The organism is Ulvibacter sp. 2210JD10-4, assembly GCF_058148525.1.
Genome location: NZ_JBYVJZ010000001.1, coordinates 965,507 through 982,205 on the forward strand (window position 1 = coordinate 965,507; position 16,699 = coordinate 982,205).

The window sequence follows — 16,699 nt, forward strand, 5'->3', positions numbered from 1 at the left end:
TTAGTCCATTGCTGCTAAACAAAGACCTGGTTTATTTCCTATCTTCAATCTAAGTAACAAAACCATACACAAGAGCGTTGTATACAATTTCTTAATCAAAACTGTAACCTATATTGAAGAAACTAAGTCTAATTACTTAAAACTATGTTTTTTAAAAATCATGGCAAAACACCCTCATTAACAGATCATCATGAAAAACTTCGTATATATAATCATTTTATCTTTCGTACCACTATCGGTCTTTTCTCAACAAAACAACTTCAAATTCGATCATATACTAATTACCAATGATGATGGTATTGAAAACATAGACATATTAATAGCTCTGGCCAAGAGCGTGAAACCACTTACTAATAGAGTATCAGTAGTAGTATCTACACAAGATCGCTCAGGAAGCTCCAATTACATTACTTTTGGAAAACACAGATCCTCTTATGAGATAACCGCAGAATATTTTAGTGATGATAAGAATATTGGAATTTATACCATGCCCGGCTATCCTGCAGATTGCGTTTTATTAAGCTTAAGTGGTCTTTTTCCCAATGACAGACCGGACCTTGTGCTATCTGGAATTAATGGCGGATCAAACATTGGGCCTGCATGGTTCACTTCGGGAACCATTGGAGCCGTGAGAATGGCTACTTTTTTGGGAGTACAGGGAATTGCATTTTCAGGATTTGATGATGACAATGAGAAGTCATTTAGTATGATCCCGGAATGGATCTCTAAATTCATAAAATCTGGAATTATAAAAAAAATTGACCCCAAAAGTTATTTAACAGTTGCTTTTCCGGAAATGCCGCTTGATAAAATTAAAGGGATAAAAGTTTCTGAAAGACGCATAGTATACGGCCAACCTAAGGCATTTCAATTTAAAAAAGTGTTAGGAGAAAACATGAACGAACCGGATAATAAAACTATTTGGGTATTTTCACCAAAGGGTGATCCTAATACCGGCACTGCAAAGGATGATGTTTATTACTTAGAGCAGGGGTTTATTATCATATCGGCAATGACCATAAATGAAAACAACGAAAATTTGTCTGAAAAACTTAGATCTATGGAAGTATTGATTCCAAAGTTTAATAATTAGAAAAATCTAAACATTGTATACAGCAATGCATATAAAATATAGCTGTGCTGTTGGTTAATTGTATACGCTTCCTAAAAACATGGGAGGCGTTTTAATTTTAAAAACTAGATGTTATTTAAACGCAACTTTTTTGAGTCTCTTCAGACTATAAAGAAATACCAAAAAGGTTGCTATGAAAAATAGTATCTATCTAACTCTAATTACCCTAATTGCAATATGCAATTCATGCAATAATGAGCCTATTTCAGAAGCACAGATCAATACAGATACAATCGCAGTTGATTCAGAACTGTATTTACTCATTGAACGCGTTGTAGAAAGTCCCTCAGAGGATTATATAGACTGTATATATTTCAATTATGCTTTTGTTTTATTTGTTTTTGACGAACAAATGCAATATATAGAAGCTATATCTATTAGTTCCGATATGCAATTTAGTTTGTTCTTAGAAAATTTTCCCGAAAATCACACAATTAGCCTGAACTATCCTATAAAGGGCACATTAAACAATGGGGAACTTATTGAAATAAACAATAATGATGGATTAAAAGAAGTTATTGACCGGTGTATCCGACAAGAACAACAAGGACTATGTAATAATACATTGGTAGATTGTTCGTGGAAAGTAAAACCCTTGCATGGTTACCCAAATGATTACGAAGGAGATTATTTTAGTGTGAACGATAGTAGTCTTTTACAATTTCATGTATCTAATGAAATATATTTTGGAACTTGGGTTACTTTTTTCATTGGTAATGAATTGCACCTAAATATGAGTTTAGTTGCTGAAAATGCAATTACAGACCAATGGAATTATGATTGGAAAGTTGTTTATTTGAGCGAAGAACGAATAGAACTGGAACAAGGAGAAAAACGAGTATTAATTGAAAAAGACTGCACGATAAATTGTGGATTAGGTGTTTATGAAGTTTGTGAATTTGAAAACAATCCGGGTTTTGCAATGTTTGAATTACAAGAATATTCCATTTGTAATGATATACCAGATTCTCATAACGGTGTATTGGCAATAACACTTTCTTATTTTGAAACTGAAATAAACGCGCAAAATAATATAGATCCCATTTCTGCTACAGAATATGTAAATACCTATAACCCACAAACTATATTTATGAGAATTGAGAGTTTAGAAACCAATACACTATTCGGATTGAATTCAATTACTATTGAGGCTATCCAATGTAACGGAAACTAATTAAAATTAAAGCTTATTACCGTTTGAAAATAGAAGATTTAATAGCCGCTTGTAAAAATAATGATCGTGTGGCACAAAATGAATTATTTAACCAATATAAAGACATATTGTATTCACTCTCGCTTAAATATTGTAGGAATGAAACAGATGCCGAAGATAATTTGCATGATACTTTTATTACCATTTTCAGAACCATCAAAAAATACAAACACAGAGGGTCTTTTGAAGGATGGATGAAGCGTATTGCTATCTATAAAGCTATAGATAAATATAAAGCAAAAAAGCCAACACCCATTAAAGTAAATAATGACATTCTTGAAGATACAACGGTACAGGAAGAAATAACAGATCTGCCATTGGATACTATTTTGCAAATGGTTCAGGATTTGCCGGACCAATACAGATTAGCATTTAACTTATACCAACTAGATGGTTTCTCACATAAAGAAGTGGCCGGAATACTCAACATTTCAGAAAATACATCAAGATCAAATTATCACAGAGCAAAATTGATATTAAAAAATAGAATTATTCAGTTGCATACTCAAAGAAAAAATAACTGCTAATGGGAAATAGAAAAGACATCGGTTTTCTTATGAAGGAAAAACTAAGCAATGCACAAAAAACTCCTAATGAGAATCTTTGGGAGAAAATAAATGACACATTGGATGCTGAAGAGAAAAAACGTAGGCGATTCCTACTTTTTTGGCGGTTTGGAGCCGGTATTGGTTTTATTTCAATTGTAGCATTCCTTATATATGTAATGCCCTCACATAATGATTTTAAAATTAATAGTGCTACAGAAACAGAGGTTACAAATGAAAATAAGAAATTACCTCCGTTACTAGGAGAAAAAAGCACTCTTAGGTCGAATTCTAAAATTGATCATTTGGAAAAAGAAAAAAATAGTAAAGAAAAATCAATAGAAAATGCTGAAGAAATTTCGGAAGATGAATTTGATAAAAACAAAAACCCATTTGTCAAAAAATCCAGTCCAAAAGAAAAATCAAAAAAGAAAAATAAATCTAATACTGATAACAATACTGTTACAACAACATATAGCTACTATAATAGTACTGATAATATTAGAATTGAAACAAAAGATAAATCTGTTATTGATAGCTTAATTCATATATCAAAAACAAATGATTCTATATCAAAACCAATTATAGACAGTACTGTTAACTTAAATAATAAGCAAATTAAAAATGATTACAATGAAAACAATTAAAGTTCTAAAATTCATTCTTCTAACATTTTTTATCGCAAACATCTTCAACGCATGTAGCACAAAAGATGATACTAATGAAACCGAAAGGGTATTTGAAATTGGAGATAGCCACCAAGGGGGTATTATTTTCTATTTAGATAATACGAGAGAGCATGGCCTCATTGCAGCTCCTTTTGACCAAATAGATGGACCTTGGGGGTGTATAGCAAATATAGAACCCATTGCGCTAAATTTAGAGATTGGAATGGGTATGGAGAATACTTTAGCTATTGTTAATGCTTGTGGTGAAGAAGGAATTGCAGCTCGTATCGCATATACATTATCATTGAATGGATATAATGATTGGTTTCTTCCTTCTATAAATGAGTTGGAAAGAATGTATACCTACAGAGATCTTATTGAAGGTTTTAATGAAAGTTATGCATCGGTATACATAAGTTCTTCAGAGTTTTATTCTAACGACATTGGAGGATATCTTAGCTGTTGGGTTTACGATTTTGGAGAGATTCAAATCATTTCTGGTTCGAGAAAACTAAATTCGAATAAAAAAAACACCTTTAGGGTAAGAGCCATTCGGGAATTCTAAGCTTTCTTATCTACATCTTTATTCATTTTTCTAAAAAAAAGCAACCTTTTGTAACATTTTGTGTCTTTTTTACGTATAACTTATTGCACAAGCACATTTAACTTAAGAAAAAGGACATACCTTAATGAGACAACTTAAAATTACGAAGCAAGTTACCAACAGGGAAACGGCTTCTTTAGACAAGTACCTACAGGAAATAGGAAAAGTTGACTTAATTACCGCAGACGAAGAAGTAGAGTTGGCACAACGTATAAAAGCGGGTGACCAGCGCGCTTTGGAAAAGTTGACCAAAGCCAATCTACGTTTCGTTGTATCGGTAGCAAAGCAATACCAAAATCAGGGGTTAACCCTTCCCGACCTTATTAATGAAGGGAATCTTGGATTGATCAAAGCTGCACAGCGTTTTGATGAAACCCGTGGTTTTAAATTTATATCCTATGCTGTATGGTGGATTCGTCAATCTATTTTACAGGCATTGGCGGAGCAGTCTCGTATTGTTCGCTTGCCATTGAACAAGATAGGTAGTATCAATAAAATAAATAAGACCTTTGCATTCTTAGAGCAAGCGCACGAACGTCCGCCTTCTGCTGAAGAGATCGCAAAAGAACTGGATATGACGATCAACGACGTTAAGGAGTCTATGAAGAACTCCGGACGTCACGTATCTATGGATGCGCCATTGGTTGAAGGAGAAGATTCTAACCTTTACGATGTATTGCGTAGTGGTGAATCTCCTAATCCGGATCGTACCTTATTGCACGAATCACTTCGTACCGAAATTGAGCGTGCTTTGGAAACTTTAACCCCGCGAGAAGCAGACGTGATCCGTTTGTACTTTGGATTAGGTGACCAGCACCCAATGACACTTGAAGAAATTGGTGAGACTTTCGATCTTACCCGTGAACGTGTTCGACAAATTAAAGAAAAAGCGATACGTCGCTTAAAGCATACTTCAAGAAGTAAGATCTTAAAGACATATTTGGGATAAAATCCCAATAACAGCAACAAACAGTTAAAAATAACTGTTCGTTTTTTGATTGATGAATGACCTCCGGCTGATTACCGGAGGTTTTTCATTATACTATATTGAGCTCTGGTAATATCACTAAAATTATTATCTATTTAGTGAGCACATTAAAATCGTTTTCCTATAGAGATTCCTACTCTTGGATATACTTCACTCAATACATCGGTATTAAGAAAATTTCTTCCCATACCGCCCACCAGTTCTGCTACCCAGCCTTTACTACGTGTTATAAACTTGGCTCCTACAGCCATCCCGGCGCCAAGTCCGAATTCAGATTCAGTTTTTGCGTCATTGTTTTCTTCTGTGAATATTCCAGTATTTGCTTCAATAAAGAAACCTGCATTTCTTTTTTCTCCGAAGTAGAACCGAAAATAAGGTACTACGATGAAATTATAATCAATATCCTCATCCACAGAAAATGCAATGGAAAGTCCGGCAGAAGTTTCATCACTTAAGATACGCTCGTAGGTAACTTCAGGAAGTCCTGCGATTACATAACCAACATTCAATTTAAATTCGTTGTTTCCGGAAAAATTCTCGGTAGATTCTTCTTGTGAAATTCCTTTGAAACTAAAAAGGATTATTACTAAAATACATACATGTTTCATGAGTAATCAATTTTAAGGTTCAATGATTTAAAATTACTTGCAATTTTTAATTTTAAATTGTGGAAAAAATAAAATTATTTCACTTTATTTTGCATTTTTTACAAAATATTGTATCATTAGCGATCAAAACTTAAATTATGCAAGAGCAGTTTATAAAACATATACAGGGGCAATTGGGAGACAAACAATCCATTATTGATGAAATTGGAGGTATTCTTAACTTAAGTTATGACGCAGCCTATAGACGTGTAACTTCCAGAACTAATTTGTCTTTGGAAGAAGCAGTAGTGTTGGCCAAGCACTTTAAAATCTCCCTTAACAAGTTATATGAAGTTGGGGAACAAAACACTTTGCTTGCAGAAAAATCACCAGCTATTCGAGATGTCTCCGATCTGGAAAATTATTTTACTACTTCCTTTAAGAGCATCGAGCCGCTTATAAAGCTGAAAAGTGCTTCCATTATATATTCAGCAAAAGACATCCCTATATTTTACACCTTAACAGATACATTTATCACGAAATACAAGTTCTATGTATGGCTCAAGTTTCTGAATGAAGACGGTAGTATGTCCAAGACCTCTTTTGAAGAATTCATAGAAACCATTCCGGCTTCACTTATAAACAGTGCGGTAAATCTTGCAGATCGCTACAACTATATCAATATAACTGAGTTTTGGAACGACAATACCATTAATGGGACCTTACAGCAGATTTTCTATTATTTTGAAACCGGTTTACTATCCAAAAAATATGCATTGCTCATCTGCGAGGACCTGAAAGACATTCTGAATCACGTAGAACAACAGACCATTGATCAAACCATTCTAAATTCTAAAAATAACGCCACATACTATTTGTACAAGAGTGACCTGCTTACAATGAGTAATACCGTCATGGTAAAAACTCAGTATCATAAAATGTTTTTTAGCCCGTTTACGGTGCTTACCTATTTAAAAGTACAACACCCTCCAACTTGTGAAGAAATGGATCGATTCTTTGAGAAACAAATGAAAAATTCAAAATTGCTGGTAAACGCAGGAGAGAAAGATCGTGCATTATTCTTTAACAAAATGCAGCAGAAGATCAATACTATTATTGAACGTATCAATATAAATAACGACCTCATTTACTTTTAGGAGACAATTTTTGCTTTAGTAAGTGATCTCCGGATAGTTACCGGAGGTTTTTCATTTGCTGAACTTGTTTCAAGGTCTCATTTATATTATTACTTTTGCAGAAACCTTTTTATTATGAGCAACACTCTAATTGCACCATCGATTCTGGCAGCAGATTTTGCAAACCTTCAGCGTGATGTTGAAATGGTAAACCAAAGTGATGCAGATTGGTTTCATTTAGATGTTATGGATGGTGTTTTTGTCCCTAATATTTCTTTTGGGGTGCCTGTTATAAAAAGTATTGCCAAGCATGCAAAAAAGACACTGGATGTTCATTTAATGATCGTAGAACCGGATCGTTATATTAAAACCTTTGCAGAATTAGGAGTAAATGTACTTACCGTACATTATGAAGCTTCTACACATTTGCACCGCACTTTACAGGCTATTAAAGCAGAAGGCATGCAAGCAGGTGTAGCACTCAACCCGCATACTAATGTAGACCTGTTGAAAGATACCATACAGGATATTGACCTGGTTTGTCTTATGAGTGTAAATCCCGGGTTTGGAGGGCAAAGTTTTATTGAAAACACATACAACAAGGTAAGACAGTTAAAAGCTATAATAAAAGAAAAAGGAGCTGCTACAAAAATTGAAATAGACGGAGGAGTCACAAATAAAAATGCGTTACAACTGGTTGAAGCCGGAGCCGATGTTCTTGTGGCTGGAAGCTATGTCTTTAGGGCTTCAGATCCTATTGAGACCATTAAAGGACTAAAAGAGCTTACAAACCAGTAAATTAACCTATTCTAAGGTTAATTATTATAATAACTTACTCGGTAAAGTACCTTTTTGTATAGTTTTACTTTTTAGATCATTATGGAACCTTCTTTTGATACCTGGACCTCTATTTTTCTAATAGCCGTTGCTATGGGATTGTTTTTGTTCCTTATTCTAATCACAAGTAAAATAAAGAAAAACTACCCGATAGCTTTTTTGGTATTGGCTTTTTCAATCATTCTTTTTCAATATGTGCTTTACTGGACAAGGTATCAATTTGAGTACCCGTATCTCATATATTTTCCACATGTATGCTATTATGTGACGGGGCCGCTGTTGTACATCTATTTTCTAGACCTGTTCAATGTAAAAGTACGTTTTAGTTATGCGCTTCATTTTCTTCCTGCATTTTTAACACTGCTTCCTAATGTGGCCCACTGGCTATCATTTTTTGGGCTTGTGGAAAATGGTATTCCCTTACAATTCCTTTTAAGGGGGTACTGGTTCGTGGCAATACACATGCTTATCTACACTATATTGACAATTAGGTTGGTCTATAAAAATAATGAGCTTGACACCGAATATAAGAAAGTAAGGTACAACTGGAGTAAGATCTTAATAACACTGTATACACTGTTTATCTTATCCTATATATCTTATTATGTACTTGTTAATTTTACATTTTTTAACAACCAATGGGATTATATGATCTCAATAATGATGAGTGCCTCTATCTATACTATTGGCTTCATAATTATAAAACAACCTAAAATATTTGACGGAGAACTATTCACCAACCTGTTCATTCCTATTCAAAATAAAGACGAAAGCTTTGAAACTTCACTCCTAAATGAGTTTTACGAAAACCTGACCGTTTATATGGAAAAAGAAAAGCCTTATATAGACAATGAACTCAGGCTTGTTAATCTGGCTGACAAAGTAGGGTTTTCCACACATTTGCTATCCAAGGTGATCAACAAGAAATCCGGGAAAAATTTTAATGGTTTTATAAATGATTACCGACTTAAGGAAGCAGAAGATCTATTACGTACCAGTAAAGATGAATATATTAAGAATATTTATTTTGATGTAGGCTTCAATAATAAAGCTACTTTCTACAAAGCCTTTAAAAGCAAGCATAACTGCACTCCTTCCGAATATAAAATGAAACAGGAAAAGGTCAAATTTTCTTAAAATAGGTTTCATTTTATAATTCTAAACCCTTTTTGTTACCCCATTACTGACCTTTGGTTCGTATTAATTTCTAAATCGTATAACAATGAAAAAAATAAACACTTTTACAACCATTGGTATATTCCTGATTACTTCTATACTGTATTCACAAAATCTGGCAGTATATGTTAGTGATGCCGGGGGGTTTAATAATGGTCCTTGGCAAATAGCCAAATTTGATGAGAATGGTGACTTCTTAGGACAACTCATAAGAACCGAAGACGGGATTGTCTGGCCTCAGGATATTATTTTTCTGGATAGTGAGGAAGCAGTATTGATTTCTAATCTGGGAGCAGAAGGAATTATATCCAAGCACAATTGGTCTAATGGAGATTTTATTGAAAACTTCGCAGAAGGCCTCGGTGGCCCTACCCGAATGAAAATTGGACCGGATGGCTTACTGTATGTACTTCAATGGAGCAATACTAATAACAAAGTATTACGCTATAATCTTGATGGTACTTTTATTGACGAGTTTACTGCTGTAGGTGTATCGCAAAGCATTGGTATTGACTGGGACAGTGCCGGAGACCTCTATGTATCTTCTTACAATGGATCATCTATTCACAAATTTGATGGCACCAATGGTGATGACCTGGGCCTATTTATTGATACCGGTTTACAAGGACCTACTAATATTTGGTTTGAAGCAAATGATAACTTGATCGTATTTAACTACAATAGCGGTATTGTAAAGCGGTTTGACTCGACTGGAAATTTTGTAGAAGATCTCATCACCGGGGTGAACGGATGTGAAGGTTTTGCCTTTTTTCCAAATGGAGATATTTTAATAGGGGTTGGTAATGACGGTTCGGTAAGACGCTATGACAGCGACTTTAATTTTATTGAAAATTTTGTGGAGCCGGGAATAATAGATACTCCCAATGCCATTGTAATTAGAGATGATATTCCTCTTTCTGTTACAGAAAATAATATTAATACAGTGTTTGTCACTCCAACTATAGGAAACAAATTTGTTATAAATCGTGTGGCAACAACTTTTTTTGAAGCACTTGAAGTATACAATACTTCCGGTAAGCTTGTTGAAACCATTATCCTCAAAGAAACTACTGTATGGGACGCCTCAAAATATGCAGAAGGGATGTACTTTATAGTAGCCAAGCAAAATAACAGCAAGGTCTCACAAAAGATAATAGTAAAGAAAAAATAAGTCTTAAGAGCTCCGGTTAATTCTAAAGGTTCATTTCTTTTGAAATGAGCCTTTTTTAATAGCCAGCGAAATTAAAATTCAGCAATTTTCTGGTATAATCGTACAATTTCGGGAAATGCATTTTGAAATCGGTTGGAGATTCTATAAAATACTCTGTCATTACTGCCATAAACTCATATTGGTTGGTAAAAGCATACGACCTGAAATAGCGGGTCTCATCCAATTTGTCTTTTACTTCCTGTTGGGTCAATTGTTTTAGAATATTCTGAAATTGTTTTCCAAAACGGGAAGAATCCAAATCCTTACTTTGCATAGCTTCCAATTGCATAGCATGCATAAATTCATGAATTCCAAGGTTAAAATTGTCATCCGTTATCTTATAACCTATTTCAAAATCTTTCCAGGAAAGCACCAAAGCTTTTTCTCGGGGATTGAATTCACCTTTATGATAATCATCATTAATAGCGCTATAAAATTCATTTGGGTAAATAAGGATATATTCAATTAACACATACTCATAGTTTTTTCTGCCAAAACTAAGCATACAACCCATTGCTGCAACTAAGATCTTCATTCGTTCTGTAACCTCAAGCCCTTCTCTGCCAACAAATTTTTTATCTCCAATGAACATAGCCACTCTATGTACAAATTGCTTTTTATGTTTTTCTGAAAGTTTCTTGTAAAAAGTAAATTCATCCTCAAGAATTGACACTTGAGAAGGTGTTAATTTCTTATACACGAAATAGTGTCGAAAAAGAGGTTTATTATATCTATTGGAATACCAGCTCTCAAACAATCTGAACAATACAAAAACAAACCCCAAGAGCACAATAACATATGCATAAGGAGCCAGCCAGGTAGCATTTTCATCAGCTTGTAATAATAACATCATATAATTTGGGATTCGAAATATAACAATTATTTCATCACAGCAGGTATTCTGCTGTATGTAAACGCATTAAAACTCAATTTTATTACGTTTTAAAGCAGCAATTAATCTCTTGACAGAATACTAAGAATATACCAAAAAAGTAACATTAGAGATGCAAATAACCCTAATGATGCTGCAACATATTGATCTTCACTGTACTTGTGGACCATATTCGAGGTTTGGTATAAAATTGAACCGGAAGCCAAAACAACCATTCCTACACTAAACCAAAGCCCTAAATTAAACCCAAAAAGCACCCCGGCAACAATAAGTCCCAAGGCTATAAAAAAGCCAATTGCAAGTATTGATTTCAAAAAAGAAAAGTCTTTTTTGGTTAGTAATACAACCGCCGAGAGCCCTGAAAACAAAGACAAAGTCAATATTGCTGCCTGATTTAAAATCTCCATTCCTCCATCTTCTGCAATCATCATGGCAATAAAAATAAGCGGAATAAATATAAATGCCTCTGCCACTACATATAGCAACAATGCCAAATATTGCTTATTTTTATCATGATTGGCCAATGCCAGCTTCTCTGCATAATTAGTAACCAACATAAAACCTCCCAACATCAATAACCACAACCATCCTTGAGTTAGTGACAAAGCAAATTCCAGTATGGGTGGTATTTGAAAGAAAATAATTTCTACCAAAATAAAGAGTAATACCGCAAATGCAAGGTGTGTATATGTTTTTTTGTAGAAAGCTACCCTTTTTTCATCGGTAAGACTTCCTACAGTGATTTGCTGGTGTGGTTGTTGAATATCCTGCATACAATCTTAATTTATTGTTAGATTTAAAAATAGTCTAATTCTTCGAACTATCTCCTTTAAAATATTGTGAGTTATTCTTAAATAAAATATTGAAAGTGGTTAAACTCCCATAACAACGTGTAATATACTGTTGAAGGTCGATTTTATCCTGATCGTCCAACGTTTTACTGGAGTTGATCTTCTGTTCCATCACTCGCAATCTATCCCGTAGCATCACAATCTTATGAAAAAAGGTCTCAATTGGAACTTCTTTGTTCGATAGGTTCACATCCTTTGGTTGTAATACCATGGTCCCTCCCCTGAATTTGTCCGCAATAGGAACAATTTCACTGGCATCGCTCCATTTTTTAAGAATATCACGAAGGCTTTTTTCAATCTCATAGAAACTAACGGTATCTACCTCATCTTCTGCAATTTCAATAATTTCAAAATCATCGTCAACAGGGATGGTCTCCAGTCCAATATCAATAAAAGTAACCCAATACATTTTTGAAGTAACATTAGTTACCACCCCTTTTCCATATTCGGGGTGATTGATCCGTGAGCCAATTCCTAAAATTTTCTGCATAATATATAATTCTAAAAAGTGAAAATACACATTTTTGTTTTTCAGAATGATTTTAATTTCAAAAAAATCTCTCAATCTGACAAATATCATATTTCAACAAAGCTATCTCTCCTATTTTTGAAAACACAAATCTGCAGACTATGTGCGCATCTTTAGTTTCAAAATACAATGTGGCAGGGCCTCGCTATACAAGTTATCCTACGGTTCCTTATTGGGATAATGACAATTTTTCTTTAAAAAGGTGGAAAGAAACATTGAAAAAAAGCTTTAAAGAAACCAATAGCTCACAAGGGATCAGTATATATATTCACCTGCCTTTTTGTGAAAGTTTATGCACATTTTGCGGTTGCAACAAGCGTATTACAAAAAATCATGAGGTAGAAGTTCCTTACTTAAAATCCATATTAAAAGAGCTACAATTGTATGCCGATCTGTTTGGGGAACGGCCTATCATAAAAGAACTGCATTTAGGTGGAGGAACACCCACTTTTTTTACACCAAAAAATTTACAAATGTTGATGGAAGGGCTTTTCAGAAAAGCTAAAAAAGCACCCGATGCTGTACTGAGTTTTGAAGGGCACCCTAACAATACAACCATAGAACATTTACAAGCTTTAGCAGATTTTGGCTTTACTCGCGTTAGTTATGGCGTACAGGATTATAACGAAACAGTACAAAAAGCTATCCATAGAATTCAGCCGTTTGAAAATGTAAGATCTGTGACCGAAGCAGCTCGTAAAACCGGTTTTACTTCTGTAGGCCACGATATTATTTTTGGTTTACCATTTCAAACTCGGGAGCACATCATTCAAACCATTGAAAAAACCAAACAATTAATGCCCGATCGTATTGCTTTTTACAGCTACGCACATGTACCATGGATAAAAGGTAATGGCCAGCGTGGTTTTAAAGAGGAAGATCTGCCAACAGCGGAGCAAAAGCGAATGCAGTACGAAACAGGCAAGCAAATGCTTTTGGAAGCAGGCTATATTGAGATTGGAATGGATCATTTTGCTCTACAAACAGATAGTTTATACCAAGCACTGGAGAACAAAACAATTCACCGTAACTTCATGGGATATACAGATTCAAAAACGCAGGTGATGATTGGATTGGGAGCTTCTGCAATAAGTGATAGTTGGTATAGCTTTGCACAAAACGAAAAAGGAGTAGAAGCATATCAAAGTTTAGTAGAGAACAATATTATCCCCGTATATCGGGGCCATATTTTAACAGAGGAGGATCTCGTTATACGAAAGCATATTCTTAACCTTATGTGTAAATTGAAAACATCCTGGAAGGATAAAAAGTTATATTTTAAGGAAATATCCGGCGTGCTGTCAAATCTTAAAGAATTGGAAAAAGACGGATTGTTAGAAGTTCATCCCGAAGCAATAAAAGTAACAGAAAAAGGGCGGCCTTTTGTTCGTAATATCTGTATGGCTTTCGACCTGCTTTTACAACAAAAGAAGCCAGAAACCCAGTTGTTTTCCATGACAATTTAATTATTTTCATATAATATGATTAATATCATATTTTATAGCGAACGGTAATGCTTATTTTGTTATTTTAAAAGATAAAAAGGTCTTTTTATATTATAAAAAATTATGAGGATAGTCAACCCTAAACAAGTAATCTTATTAATAGTAGTAACCCTTTTTTTTAATGCGACAATAGAAGCACAGCTTACAGTAGATGCACAACTGCGCCCAAGGCTGGAATACAGACATGGTTACAAAACTCTTTTTCCTGACAATACAGATGCTGCCACTTTTATATCGCAACGTACACGACTAAATACACAATATAAAAATGAAAAACTAAACTTTTATCTAAGCCTTCAAGATGTAAGAGTCTGGGGTGATGTACCTCAATTAAATACATCCGATAAGAATGGCTTTAGTGTTCATCAAGCATGGGGAAAGGTCTTATTGAGCTCACAATTTTCATTTAAAATAGGAAGGCAGGAAATTATTTATGACGATCATAGAATTTTTGGAAATGTTGGTTGGGCACAACAAGCACGTAGTCATGACGCGGCACTTTTAAAGTATCGTAAAAACAAATTTAAAATCGATCTGGGATATGCATTTAACCAAGATGGCGAAGCATTGACAGAACATATATTGACTACCAATACATATAAAAGCCTTTTCTATGCCTGGTTGCATAAGGATTGGGAAAATGTTGGTGCTAGTTTTTTATACCTGAACAACGGATTGCAGTTTATAGATGAAGATATACCTGCCAATAATGAAACCCGCTATAGTCATACGGCTGGGTCACATGTCTACTACAAAAAAGGGAAGCTGGGTTTTACTGCTAATCTTTATTACCAGTATGGAAAAGATAAAGCAGATAATGATCTAAATGCCTACCTGTTAGGGCTTGACGCCAATTACATCTTTTCAAAAAATGTTACATCGGGATTAGGTGTAGAATTACAAAGTGGTAATGACAACGGAGCTCCAAATAATGGTGAAAACAATGCTTTTACACCATTTTATGGTACCAATCATAAATTTAATGGACTTATAGATTATTTCTATGTTGGCAATCACATTAACAATGTTGGCCTGATAGACCTAAATGCCCATACAAAAATTAAGATCAATACAAAGAACAATTTAAATATAGCTGTACATAATTTTTTGGCTGCTGCAGATATAACAGGTAGTGATTCAAAGCAGTTAGGAACGGAAGTAGACCTGGTATACACATATGTTTTTTCTAAAGATATCAATTTCAAAGCCGGATATAGTCAAATGTTCGCTTCGGAAGGGATGGAAATTATAAAGAACAATATTGATAATAATACCAATAATTGGGGATGGGTTATGGTAACCATAAGCCCCACCCTATTTCAAACAGAATCTAAATCAAATCAACTATAAATTTAATACTATGAAAACAACTTTCAGAAAAAAAATGTACGCCGGAATATGTATTTTGGGCATCCTCATTATGTTCTCATCTTGCGTGAGCAATACAGAAGGAAAGACGTATGATGATGCTTCCGATATTCCTGTTTCCAGAGAAATGATAGCCGAATTAACTTCTCCTCCTAATGTACCAACTCCCGTTGGAAAAAGAAAAGCTAAAAAGCTCATTATAAATATGGAGATTTTAGAACAAGAAGGAGAAATGACCGATGGTGTAAAATATGTGTATTGGACCTTTGGTGGTTCAGTTCCGGGAAGCTTTATAAGAACCCGTGTTGGAGATGAAGTAGAGTTTCACCTTAAAAATCACCCTGATAATAAATTACCCCATAATATTGATCTGCATGCGGTAACCGGACCTGGTGGAGGTGCTACTTCTTCGTTTGTTGCTCCCGGCCACGAAGCAACATTTTCTTTTAAAGTAATAAATCCCGGATTATATGTTTATCACTGTGCTACCGCTCCTGTGGGAATGCACGTCGCTAATGGTATGTATGGTCTGATTTTGGTTGAACCGGAAGGTGGTTTGCCCGAAGTTGATAAAGAGTATTATATAATGCAAGGCGATTTTTATACTAAAGGAGAGAATGGAGACAGAGGCTTACAGCCTTTCGACATGCAAAAAGCTGTTGATGAAGATGCCGATTATGTTGTATTTAATGGAAAAGTAGGTTCTTTGACGGGAGATAACGCTATTACAGCAAATGTGGGCGAAACCGTACGTCTTTATGTTGGAAATGGAGGACCAAACCTAGTGTCTTCTTTCCACGTTATTGGAGAAATATTTGACAAAGTGCATGTTGAAGGCGGTGACTTTATAAATGAAAATGTACAAACTACCTTAGTTCCTGCAGGTGGTGCTGCCATTGTAGAATTTAGAGTTGACGTTCCGGGAACTTTTATTCTTGTTGATCACTCGATCTTCAGAGCATTTAATAAAGGTGCGTTGGGAATGCTCAAAGTACAAGGTGAAGAAAACAAAACTATCTATTCAGGAAAACAGGAAGAAGGTATTTATCAGCCTGAAGGAGGTGGTATTCAGGAAATGCCATCTGACAATGGAATAGCAGAATCTGAAATTCCGGCAAAATCGTTTGAAGAAATGATGGAATTTGGAAAAGTAACTTATATGCAAACTTGTTTTGCTTGCCACCAGGCAGAAGGCCAGGGTATTCCAAATGTATTTCCTCCTTTGGCAAAGGCAGATTACCTGAATGCAGATGTAAATAGAGCCATAGATATCATATTAAATGGTAAAACCGGAGAAATAACGGTAAACGGGCAAAAGTACAATAGTGTCATGACCCGGCAAGATCTTAATGATGATGAAGTTGCCAATGTACTAACCTATATTTATAATAGTTGGGGGAACTCTAAAAAACAAGTGACTCCGGCAATGGTAAAAAGCAGAAGAAATTCTCACTAATA

17 protein-coding genes are annotated in these 16,699 nt (G+C 34.7%); 13 read left to right on the forward strand and 4 right to left on the reverse strand.

What is annotated here, in order from left to right; all coding sequences use genetic code 11:
* Window positions 1–190: 190 nt before the first annotated feature.
* From surE to ACY2RT_RS04815, 6 genes are all read left to right on the forward strand, one after another.
* Window positions 191–1,093, forward strand: coding sequence for a 5'/3'-nucleotidase SurE (surE, locus tag ACY2RT_RS04790; RefSeq protein WP_490154741.1), 903 nt, complete (start codon window positions 191–193; stop codon window positions 1,091–1,093).
* A gap of 172 nt (window positions 1,094–1,265) precedes the next feature.
* Window positions 1,266–2,306, forward strand: a complete 1,041-nt coding sequence (locus tag ACY2RT_RS04795) for a hypothetical protein (RefSeq protein ID WP_490154742.1) — start codon at window positions 1,266–1,268, stop codon at window positions 2,304–2,306.
* A 23-nt stretch (window positions 2,307–2,329) separates the two neighbouring features.
* Window positions 2,330–2,872 (forward strand): RNA polymerase sigma factor, encoded by a 543-nt coding sequence (locus ACY2RT_RS04800; RefSeq protein WP_490154743.1) that lies wholly within the window; start codon window positions 2,330–2,332, stop codon window positions 2,870–2,872.
* Entirely contained in the window at window positions 2,872–3,537 is a 666-nt protein-coding gene (locus ACY2RT_RS04805; RefSeq protein WP_490154744.1) for a hypothetical protein, read from the forward strand. The genes ACY2RT_RS04800 and ACY2RT_RS04805 overlap by 1 nt, the downstream gene beginning before the upstream one ends.
* Window positions 3,524–4,123 carry an Lcl C-terminal domain-containing protein gene (locus tag ACY2RT_RS04810; RefSeq protein WP_490154745.1) on the forward strand — a complete coding sequence of 200 codons (600 nt, stop codon included), beginning with the start codon at window positions 3,524–3,526 and terminating at the stop codon, window positions 4,121–4,123. The genes ACY2RT_RS04805 and ACY2RT_RS04810 overlap by 14 nt, the downstream gene beginning before the upstream one ends.
* 124 nt (window positions 4,124–4,247) lie before the next feature.
* Window positions 4,248–5,111: a sigma-70 family RNA polymerase sigma factor gene (locus ACY2RT_RS04815; protein WP_105216487.1), complete on the forward strand. Its 864-nt coding sequence runs from the start codon at window positions 4,248–4,250 to the stop codon at window positions 5,109–5,111.
* 146 nt (window positions 5,112–5,257) lie between these two features.
* On the opposite strand, the gene ACY2RT_RS04820 is transcribed toward ACY2RT_RS04815, so the two are convergent.
* Window positions 5,258–5,758 (reverse strand): hypothetical protein, encoded by a 501-nt coding sequence (locus ACY2RT_RS04820; protein ID WP_490154746.1) that lies wholly within the window; start codon window positions 5,756–5,758, stop codon window positions 5,258–5,260.
* A gap of 137 nt (window positions 5,759–5,895) precedes the next feature.
* Between ACY2RT_RS04820 and ACY2RT_RS04825 the strand changes: the two genes are divergently transcribed.
* The 4 genes from ACY2RT_RS04825 (at window position 5,896) to ACY2RT_RS04840 (ending at window position 10,057) form a co-directional block, all read left to right on the forward strand.
* Window positions 5,896–6,894, forward strand: a complete 999-nt coding sequence (locus ACY2RT_RS04825; RefSeq protein ID WP_490154747.1) for a hypothetical protein — start codon at window positions 5,896–5,898, stop codon at window positions 6,892–6,894.
* 114 nt (window positions 6,895–7,008) lie between these two features.
* Window positions 7,009–7,671 (forward strand): ribulose-phosphate 3-epimerase, encoded by a 663-nt coding sequence (rpe, locus tag ACY2RT_RS04830; RefSeq protein ID WP_490154748.1) that lies wholly within the window; start codon window positions 7,009–7,011, stop codon window positions 7,669–7,671.
* Window positions 7,672–7,752: 81 nt separating this feature from the next.
* The gene (locus ACY2RT_RS04835; RefSeq protein ID WP_490154749.1) at window positions 7,753–8,847 is read left to right on the forward strand and encodes a helix-turn-helix domain-containing protein; all 1,095 of its coding nucleotides are present in this window, start codon (window positions 7,753–7,755) and stop codon (window positions 8,845–8,847) included.
* Window positions 8,848–8,932: 85 nt separating this feature from the next.
* The gene (locus ACY2RT_RS04840; protein ID WP_490154750.1) at window positions 8,933–10,057 is read left to right on the forward strand and encodes a T9SS type A sorting domain-containing protein; all 1,125 of its coding nucleotides are present in this window, start codon (window positions 8,933–8,935) and stop codon (window positions 10,055–10,057) included.
* Window positions 10,058–10,112: 55 nt separating this feature from the next.
* Here the strand turns inward: ACY2RT_RS04840 and ACY2RT_RS04845 are convergent, their stop codons facing one another.
* The 3 genes from ACY2RT_RS04845 to ACY2RT_RS04855 all read right to left on the reverse strand — a co-directional run bounded on the left by ACY2RT_RS04845 (window position 10,113) and on the right by ACY2RT_RS04855 (window position 12,329).
* A complete protein-coding gene (locus ACY2RT_RS04845) occupies window positions 10,113–10,949 on the reverse strand; it encodes a zinc-dependent peptidase (RefSeq protein ID WP_490154751.1) in 837 nt (278 codons plus the stop codon).
* A gap of 101 nt (window positions 10,950–11,050) precedes the next feature.
* Window positions 11,051–11,761, reverse strand: coding sequence for a Bax inhibitor-1/YccA family protein (locus ACY2RT_RS04850; protein ID WP_490154752.1), 711 nt, complete (start codon window positions 11,759–11,761; stop codon window positions 11,051–11,053).
* A gap of 34 nt (window positions 11,762–11,795) precedes the next feature.
* On the reverse strand, window positions 11,796–12,329 hold the full coding sequence (locus ACY2RT_RS04855) for a DUF8685 domain-containing protein (RefSeq protein WP_490154753.1): 534 nt from the start codon (window positions 12,327–12,329) through the stop codon (window positions 11,796–11,798).
* A gap of 140 nt (window positions 12,330–12,469) precedes the next feature.
* Between ACY2RT_RS04855 and hemN the strand changes: the two genes are divergently transcribed.
* The 3 genes from hemN (at window position 12,470) to nirK (ending at window position 16,697) form a co-directional block, all read left to right on the forward strand.
* Window positions 12,470–13,834: an oxygen-independent coproporphyrinogen III oxidase gene (gene hemN, locus ACY2RT_RS04860; RefSeq protein ID WP_490154754.1), complete on the forward strand. Its 1,365-nt coding sequence runs from the start codon at window positions 12,470–12,472 to the stop codon at window positions 13,832–13,834.
* A 102-nt stretch (window positions 13,835–13,936) separates the two neighbouring features.
* Entirely contained in the window at window positions 13,937–15,223 is a 1,287-nt protein-coding gene (locus ACY2RT_RS04865; RefSeq protein WP_490154755.1) for an alginate export family protein, read from the forward strand.
* A gap of 10 nt (window positions 15,224–15,233) precedes the next feature.
* The gene (gene nirK, locus ACY2RT_RS04870; RefSeq protein ID WP_490154756.1) at window positions 15,234–16,697 is read left to right on the forward strand and encodes a copper-containing nitrite reductase; all 1,464 of its coding nucleotides are present in this window, start codon (window positions 15,234–15,236) and stop codon (window positions 16,695–16,697) included.
* Window positions 16,698–16,699 lie beyond the last annotated feature (2 nt).

Coding starts and splice junctions, on each gene's coding strand:
- surE (WP_490154741.1), top strand. CDS start 191: ATGAAAAACTTCGTATATATAATCATTTTATCTTTCGTACCACTATCG.
- ACY2RT_RS04795 (WP_490154742.1), top strand. CDS start 1,266: ATGAAAAATAGTATCTATCTAACTCTAATTACCCTAATTGCAATATGC.
- ACY2RT_RS04805 (WP_490154744.1), top strand. CDS start 2,872: ATGGGAAATAGAAAAGACATCGGTTTTCTTATGAAGGAAAAACTAAGC.
- ACY2RT_RS04810 (WP_490154745.1), top strand. CDS start 3,524: ATGAAAACAATTAAAGTTCTAAAATTCATTCTTCTAACATTTTTTATC.
- ACY2RT_RS04815 (WP_105216487.1), top strand. CDS start 4,248: ATGAGACAACTTAAAATTACGAAGCAAGTTACCAACAGGGAAACGGCT.
- ACY2RT_RS04820 (WP_490154746.1), bottom strand. CDS start 5,758: ATGAAACATGTATGTATTTTAGTAATAATCCTTTTTAGTTTCAAAGGA.
- ACY2RT_RS04825 (WP_490154747.1), top strand. CDS start 5,896: ATGCAAGAGCAGTTTATAAAACATATACAGGGGCAATTGGGAGACAAA.
- rpe (WP_490154748.1), top strand. CDS start 7,009: ATGAGCAACACTCTAATTGCACCATCGATTCTGGCAGCAGATTTTGCA.
- ACY2RT_RS04835 (WP_490154749.1), top strand. CDS start 7,753: ATGGAACCTTCTTTTGATACCTGGACCTCTATTTTTCTAATAGCCGTT.
- ACY2RT_RS04840 (WP_490154750.1), top strand. CDS start 8,933: ATGAAAAAAATAAACACTTTTACAACCATTGGTATATTCCTGATTACT.
- ACY2RT_RS04845 (WP_490154751.1), bottom strand. CDS start 10,949: ATGATGTTATTATTACAAGCTGATGAAAATGCTACCTGGCTGGCTCCT.
- ACY2RT_RS04850 (WP_490154752.1), bottom strand. CDS start 11,761: ATGCAGGATATTCAACAACCACACCAGCAAATCACTGTAGGAAGTCTT.
- ACY2RT_RS04855 (WP_490154753.1), bottom strand. CDS start 12,329: ATGCAGAAAATTTTAGGAATTGGCTCACGGATCAATCACCCCGAATAT.
- hemN (WP_490154754.1), top strand. CDS start 12,470: ATGTGCGCATCTTTAGTTTCAAAATACAATGTGGCAGGGCCTCGCTAT.
- ACY2RT_RS04865 (WP_490154755.1), top strand. CDS start 13,937: ATGAGGATAGTCAACCCTAAACAAGTAATCTTATTAATAGTAGTAACC.
- nirK (WP_490154756.1), top strand. CDS start 15,234: ATGAAAACAACTTTCAGAAAAAAAATGTACGCCGGAATATGTATTTTG.